Here is a 6,347-nt window from a genome sequence, read left to right on the forward strand (position 1 = left end):
TCTCCTACAGACCGGCATGCGCCGCGACGGCGGCGGCGAGCGCGGCGGCGATGTCTTCGCGGCGACGTTTGCTCGAGTAGTTGAGCAGTTCGGGATGGGCCTCGATGAAGCCGGTGTCGAAGCAGCCCGCGCGGAACGCGGGATGGCGCAGGATCTCCTGATAGAAGGGGATGGTGGTGCGCACCCCGAACAGGCCCATATCGCGCAGGGCGCGGTGGCCGCGATTGACCACATCGTCCCAGTTGAGTGCCCAGACGATCACCTTGGCGAGCATGGAATCATAGTGCGGCGGGATGCTGTAGCCGGTGTAGATGGCCCCGTCGGTGCGCACGCCCGGTCCGCCCGGTGCGTAATAGCGTGAGATGCGTCCGAAGCTCGGCAGGAAGTTGTTCCTCGGGTCCTCGGCATTGACGCGAAACTGGAGTGCATAACCGCGACGTCCGATCTCGTGCTGACGGTAGCGCAGTGCGAAGCCGGCAGCGATGCGGATCTGCTCCTCGACCAGGTCGACCCCGGTGATGGTCTCGGTGATGCTGTGCTCGACCTGGATGCGGGTGTTCATCTCCATGAAATAGAAGCGCCCGGCATCGTCGAGCAGGAACTCCACGGTGCCCGCATTGGTGTAGCCCACGGCGCGTGCCGCGATCACGGCCAGACCATTGACATACTGGCGCTGCGCCTCGTCGAGCTGGGGCGAGGGCGCGATCTCGATCAGCTTCTGGTTGCGGCGTTGGATCGAACAGTCGCGCTCGAACAGGTGCACGCAGTTGCCGTGATGATCGGCCAGCACCTGGACCTCGATATGACGCGGATTCACCACGCAACGCTCGAGGAACACCTCGGCGCGCCCGAAGGCCTTGGTCGCCTCGGAGATGACCCGGAGATAATTCTGGCGCAGTGCCTGCGGGTCGTCGCAGCGGCGGATGCCGCGCCCGCCGCCGCCGGAGGTGGCCTTGAGCATGACCGGATAGCCGATCTCCTCGGCGCAGGTCAGGGCCGCCTCTAGGCTCTCGAGATTCCCGGGGCTGCCGGGCGTGACCGGGACGCCGGCCTGCTGCATGGCCAAGCGCGCCGAGGTCTTGTCGCCCATGCGTGCGATCACCTCGGCACTCGGACCGATGAAGGTGATCCCGCGCCGCGCGCAGGCGCTGGCCAGCTCCGGGTTCTCGGACAGGAAGCCGTAGCCCGGATGCACGGCATCACAGCCGGTGGCAACGGCGAGATTGACGATCTGGTGCACGTTCAGGTAGCCGGCCAGCGGGTCATTGCCCAGGCAGTAGGCCTCGTCGGCCTTCTTCACGTGCAGCGAATGGCGGTCGGCATCGGCATAGATCGCGGCCGAGCGAATGCCCATCTCGGCGCAGGCGCGGATGATGCGCACCGCGATCTCGCCGCGATTGGCGATCAAGATCTTACGAAGCATGACGGGGTCTCAGGCGTGGCCATTTCAAGAGCCATTTCAAGAATCAGGCGCAGCGGCAAGGCCGGGACGGCCTCCTGCCGCCCGCCTCGCGTCCGTCAAGCGTTCAGGTCGACCTGCCTGACGCTCATCGCATCCTTCGTGCACAGGGTGATGCAGATGCCGCATCCCTTGCAGCGTTTCTGGTCCACGGTCACCGTCTCGCTGTCCGCGCAGTAGGCGATGACATTCGGGTCCGGGCATCCCATCGCGCACAAGGCGCATCCCGAGCACAGTTTGGCTTCCACTTCGGCGGCGTAGTACATCGAAACCCCCTGGATCAGTGTGTCTGTTGGAACATGGATTCGCCAGCCTTCTCGATGACCTCGAGATTCTTCTCGATCATCTGGCTGACCTTGGCGAACTTCTCCTTGACTGCGTCATCGAGTGCTGCGGTGCTGCCGGAGGCGACGAACTTGCTGCCGCCGAAGCGTTCCACCATGGCCGACTCCAGCGCATCCAACGAGGGCCGTTGCTGGATGCGGTAGAGCGCCCCGAGCATGGCGATGTTGGTGGACAGGTGCGTGCCGCTCACCTCCATCGCGACCTCGGAGGCGGGGACGTAGTGGACCTGCGCATCGAGCTTGGCTAGGTTGTCTCGCTCCTCCTCAGAGAGATCCAGGGCGGAGGCCGAGTTGATGAGGATGGTCCCGCCGGCCTCCAGGCCATCGAAGAAGGGCATGGTGTAGCTCTTGCCCATGGTGATGACGTGGGGATGGAAGACCATGATGAGGCTCGGGTACAGGATCTCGCCCCGCTCGTAGATCGGTTCTTGCGCGATGCGCACATAGCTTTCGGCGGGCGCGAGCCGCTTTTCCGCGCCGAAGAACGGATTGACGGTGACCTGCAGATCGTCCTTGTAGGCGGCCATGCCGAGGATGTGCGCCGCGGTGACGACGCCCTGGCCGCCCAAGCCGGACATGCGGATGGACATCTTCTCTGTCATGGCTGCTTGCCCTCGGACTTTTTGCCCTCTGACTGTTTGCCCTCATCAAGCGCGCTCAAGAAACTGCGGGCATCGTCGGAGATGTATTCGTACTGCTTGAAGCTCTTCTCCTTTTCCCGAGTCTTGATCGTGACCACCGTGTCCGACGGCTTGGTCTTGAAGTTGGTGGGGCAGGGACTGAGCAGCTGCACGTAGGTGGGGCCGACCTCGCGGGCGATCAGGATGGCACGGCGCACCACCTTGCCCAGCTTGCCCGGGCGCGATGGTGAGGCCGCGGCCACGTAGGCGCAGCCTGAGGCCTCGGCCACCTTGGGCAGATCGGCTTTGGGGAACACCTTGCCCTTGGGCGCCATGTTCATCACCGTGCCTTCCATGCTCATGCCGCTCTCCTGGCCGCCAGTGTTGGCGTAGGCCTCGTTGTCGAGCATGATGGTCGCGATCTTCTCGCGTCGGAACCAGGACTGCATAACCATGTCCAGGCCGATGTCGGCGGTGGCGCCGTCGCCGGCGACCACGACCACGTCCTTCACCTGGTCCGGAAAACGCAGGCTCAAGGCGCGCTTGATGCCGCTCGCCACGGCGTTCTGGTTGCCGAACAGCGAGTGGACGTTGTGCAGGCCGACCTGCGGAAATACCAGGGCGCTGCAGCCGGTGGAGCCCACGATCACCGTATCTTCCGGACTCGGCAGCGAGCCGAGCACCAGCCGCAGCGACAGGGCCAGCCCGCAGCCGGCGCACAGCGGATGCTCCTCGATCAGTTCCTTGTACTTGCCCAGATCGGTGACCTTGTAGTCCTTCCCGTAGGGGCCGTTCTCGACCAGCTCCTTGTATTCATTGGGCATCAGGTCTTCGAACGCGGGCGAGATGCTGACGATGCGCGTACTCACTGGAGCACCCTCCTGATTTCATCGACGATGAGATGGGCCGGCATGGTCATGCCACCAAAGACCCGAGGCGCGCCGATCACCCGCCGGGGGTCGTCCACCCTGGCCTTGATCTCCTTGGCGAGCCAGCCCACCCGGTTGAGCTCGGGCACGATGACGGCGTATTTGCCAGCGGCCAGTCGTCGGAGCTCGTCGCTGGGGAACGGGCGGATCGACTTGATCTTCACCAGACCAACCGAAAGCCCCTCTTTTCGGCAGATAGCCATCGCCTCGCGGCTCTGGCTCACGGCGGTGCCGGAGGTGATCAGCAGGACCTCGGCGTCCTCGTGCTCGGTCTCCACCAGTCCGCCGAGATAACGCTCCAAGTGCTTGCGCGAGCGCTCCTGTGCCGCCTCGATCTCCTGCTGCCAGGAGGCATGGGCGGCATAGCTGATGAAGTTGCTCTTCATCACGAAAGGATCGCGCATCTGCCGCACCGGCACGCTCTCCATGTCCATGGCTGGAACCGGCGCGCAGTGCGGGTCGTAGGGCGGCAGCTTGCTGTCCGCGTCCGCGATATGCAGGATCTCCTTGGTGTGGGTGACGAAGAAGCCATCGGCGAAGACACCCACCGGCAGATGCACGTCGGTCTTTTCGGCGACGATGAATGCCTTCAGCAACATGTCGTGCAGGTCCTGCGCGGTTTCGGCATGCAGCATCAGCATGCCGGTCTCGAGCAGGAAGGCCATCTCGATGGTATCCGGCTGGATCGTCAGGGGACTGTTGATGCCGCGGGTCAGGAAGGCACAGACGATCGGCAGGCGCGAGCCGGCCCAGACCGGGAACATCTCGAACGCGCGCATGGTGCCCGGGCCGCCGGTGGCGGTGAAGACGCGCACGCCGGCCATGGCCGCGCCGGCCACCGAGGACATGACCGCGAACTCGTTTTCGCCGCGGAAGTATTCCTTCACGTAGCCTTCCGCGAAGAGGTCGCCAACCAGGTGCATGCTCTCCGACTGCGGCGTGATGGGATAGGAGATCGCCACATCCACATTCGCCTTCCTGATCGCCTCGCGCACGGCTTCACTGCCGCTCAGGAACTGCTTTTTCTTCTCCGCCTCGAAGAACAGGTACTCGGGGCTTCGTACTTGCTGCTGTAGCATCTCAGCCCCTCGCCTTCAATCGGTTGACCGCCGCCGTCAGCGCGTGCAGATCGGCCAACGCGAAGTCTCGCAGGGAGATCACGGCGTCTTCGTGGCCGGCTTCCGCGCACAGGGCGATGGTGCAGCAATCGGTGCCGCCGCGTATGATCTTCAACGCCATATTGGCATAGTGGCAATGCACACCGATAAAGACGCAGACGTCGATCTTGTTATGCCAGATGGTCAGGTTCGGGTGGTTGGGATTGACCTCGATCTCCGGGTTGATCATCGGGTACTTGGGCCGGTAATCCGGCATCGGGATGATCTTGGCCCCCAGGGTGTCGGCCAGATCCTTCAGCGCCTGCGCCTTTTCGGCGATCCCATCCTTCCAGTTCCAGAGGATCAGCGGACCGGGGAAGAAGGTCGGGTGCTTGGCGTTGACCAGCCTGGTCGCCGCCTCTTCCAACGCGCTTGCGGCTGGGACACGCGCCCCTTCGATCAGGCCTTCACCTTGCTCGGGCAGCGCGACGCCCATCGAGGCGGCGGCCGGTGGCAAGAACCCTTCCGGCCCTGAAACAACTTTGTAGCGATGTGGCTCCAAGAAAGCCTCCGATTCTGCAGACTTGATGTGTCGTGGATGCGCTTCGCTTGCTTCGGAAATACCGATGTCTTTCCCCATCCGCACTCTGGAGTCAAACGTCCCCGCGTCCGCCTGGTGCAGGGATTGAGGATTGCCGCGAGAGGCTGATTCAGCCTGTCCAAGAATCGGCCGGTTTCGCCAGCGGGAGCGCCCACCTCCTGAAAACAGGGAGCGGACGGTGGCTTTCAATGCGGGATGCGGGAAGCGTTTGTGCGGTGGGGCGACAGACAGCAGGCAAGCAACGAGTGGTCGACTTTAAACCATGCTTTTGATGTGGGTAAATTCGTCGTTTCGCGCTGAATAGTTCGGAAAAATCTTACAATCGCGAGCGCGCGGGGGCTCGCGCTCCAAGCAGTGTTTGACCGCGACATGCGCGGGTGAGCCGCCGCTGCGCCAGCGTTTCGATAATACCGATGTCTCCCGGCTGCTCTTCAAGACCCTGCTTGGCGTGCAGCTGCCTAGCAGCGCTGGTGTGAAGGCAGAAGCACGTTAATGATTAACGAAGTCGGATGACGAAGCGCGGGGTCAGAAGTTGTAGCTCAGCGTCGCCTTGATGTTGCGCCCCGGCCCTTGCAACACCGAGAGGTAAGGCCTGTAGTCCTCATCGAGCAGATTATCGATGCCGAGGTCTAGGCTCAGCCCGGCTAGGCGCTCGGCAGGCCTCCACCTGAGCCAGATATCGTAGAGGTTATAGCTGTCGGACGGCCCAATCCCTTCGGGCACGCGCTCTTGGGCAGCGATGAACCGTCCGCGAGCGCCGATCTCAAGGCCCTGCGCCGGGAAACGCAGGCCAAGTCGAGAACTCCATTGATCGGGCTGCACGCTTGCAAGGGGCTCGCCGGTGATCTCGTTATCACCGCGCGTCTGCGCGTAGGCGAGGCCCGCGAACCAACGTGGCGCGTCTTAGACGGCCTCGATCTCGACGCCCTCGAGCCGCGCATCGGTCACATTCTCCTGCGTCGTGACACCACCGGGTCCAGGGTTGCCGGGAACGGGCCGGAAGGTGAAGACGACTTCACGGTCGATAAAATCGCGCACGTCGTTGCGAAAGAACGCGGCCCGAAATCCGGCCTGATCACCGCTCGTAAGGAGATCCTGCTGGCTCAGACGGAGGCCAATCTCCTTACTCACGTTTCGGAGTTCAAAAATCGCGCCTTTACTGAATATCACGTAACTTCTCAATAAGTCACGGCAACGGTGAGTCGCTGCTGAGTTACCATAGCGACCAGACGCCCCTATCCCGACCCCGACAAGTCCCTGCCTGAGCTGCCGTGATCGAACTTCCACCCATTCCCGA

7 protein-coding genes and 1 pseudogene are annotated in these 6,347 nt (G+C 63.1%); 1 reads left to right on the plus strand and 7 read right to left on the minus strand.

What is annotated here, in order from left to right; genetic code table 11:
* Window positions 1–4 precede the first annotated feature (4 nt).
* The 6 genes from CCR96_RS03790 to CCR96_RS03815 all read right to left on the minus strand — a co-directional run bounded on the left by CCR96_RS03790 (window position 5) and on the right by CCR96_RS03815 (window position 5,239).
* Window positions 5–1,423, minus strand: a complete 1,419-nt coding sequence (locus CCR96_RS03790) for an acetyl-CoA carboxylase biotin carboxylase subunit (RefSeq protein WP_201217534.1) — start codon at window positions 1,421–1,423, stop codon at window positions 5–7.
* Between the two features lie 95 nt (window positions 1,424–1,518).
* Window positions 1,519–1,725: a 4Fe-4S binding protein gene (locus CCR96_RS03795; RefSeq protein ID WP_201217537.1), complete on the minus strand. Its 207-nt coding sequence runs from the start codon at window positions 1,723–1,725 to the stop codon at window positions 1,519–1,521.
* A 14-nt stretch (window positions 1,726–1,739) separates the two neighbouring features.
* Window positions 1,740–2,405 carry a 2-oxoacid:acceptor oxidoreductase family protein gene (locus tag CCR96_RS03800; RefSeq protein WP_201217539.1) on the minus strand — a complete coding sequence of 222 codons (666 nt, stop codon included), beginning with the start codon at window positions 2,403–2,405 and terminating at the stop codon, window positions 1,740–1,742.
* Window positions 2,402–3,292, minus strand: coding sequence for a thiamine pyrophosphate-dependent enzyme (locus tag CCR96_RS03805; RefSeq protein WP_201217541.1), 891 nt, complete (start codon window positions 3,290–3,292; stop codon window positions 2,402–2,404). The genes CCR96_RS03800 and CCR96_RS03805 overlap by 4 nt, the downstream gene beginning before the upstream one ends.
* Window positions 3,289–4,431 carry a transketolase C-terminal domain-containing protein gene (locus CCR96_RS03810; protein ID WP_201217544.1) on the minus strand — a complete coding sequence of 381 codons (1,143 nt, stop codon included), beginning with the start codon at window positions 4,429–4,431 and terminating at the stop codon, window positions 3,289–3,291. Before CCR96_RS03810 ends, CCR96_RS03805 begins: the two co-directional genes overlap by 4 nt.
* Before the next feature lies 1 nt (window position 4,432).
* Window positions 4,433–5,239: a carbon monoxide dehydrogenase beta subunit family protein gene (locus CCR96_RS03815; RefSeq protein WP_201217546.1), complete on the minus strand. Its 807-nt coding sequence runs from the start codon at window positions 5,237–5,239 to the stop codon at window positions 4,433–4,435.
* A gap of 169 nt (window positions 5,240–5,408) precedes the next feature.
* On the opposite strand from CCR96_RS03815, the gene CCR96_RS25010 reads away from it, so the two are divergent.
* Window positions 5,409–5,543 carry a hypothetical protein gene (locus CCR96_RS25010; RefSeq protein WP_274601066.1) on the plus strand — a complete coding sequence of 45 codons (135 nt, stop codon included), beginning with the start codon at window positions 5,409–5,411 and terminating at the stop codon, window positions 5,541–5,543.
* 32 nt (window positions 5,544–5,575) lie between these two features.
* On the opposite strand, the pseudogene CCR96_RS03820 reads toward CCR96_RS25010, so the two are convergent.
* Window positions 5,576–6,337: pseudogene (locus CCR96_RS03820) on the minus strand (TonB-dependent receptor domain-containing protein).
* Window positions 6,338–6,347 lie beyond the last annotated feature (10 nt).

It is taken from the genome of Halochromatium roseum, from assembly GCF_016653315.1.
Classification (GTDB): domain Bacteria; phylum Pseudomonadota; class Gammaproteobacteria; order Chromatiales; family Chromatiaceae; genus Lamprobacter; species Lamprobacter roseus.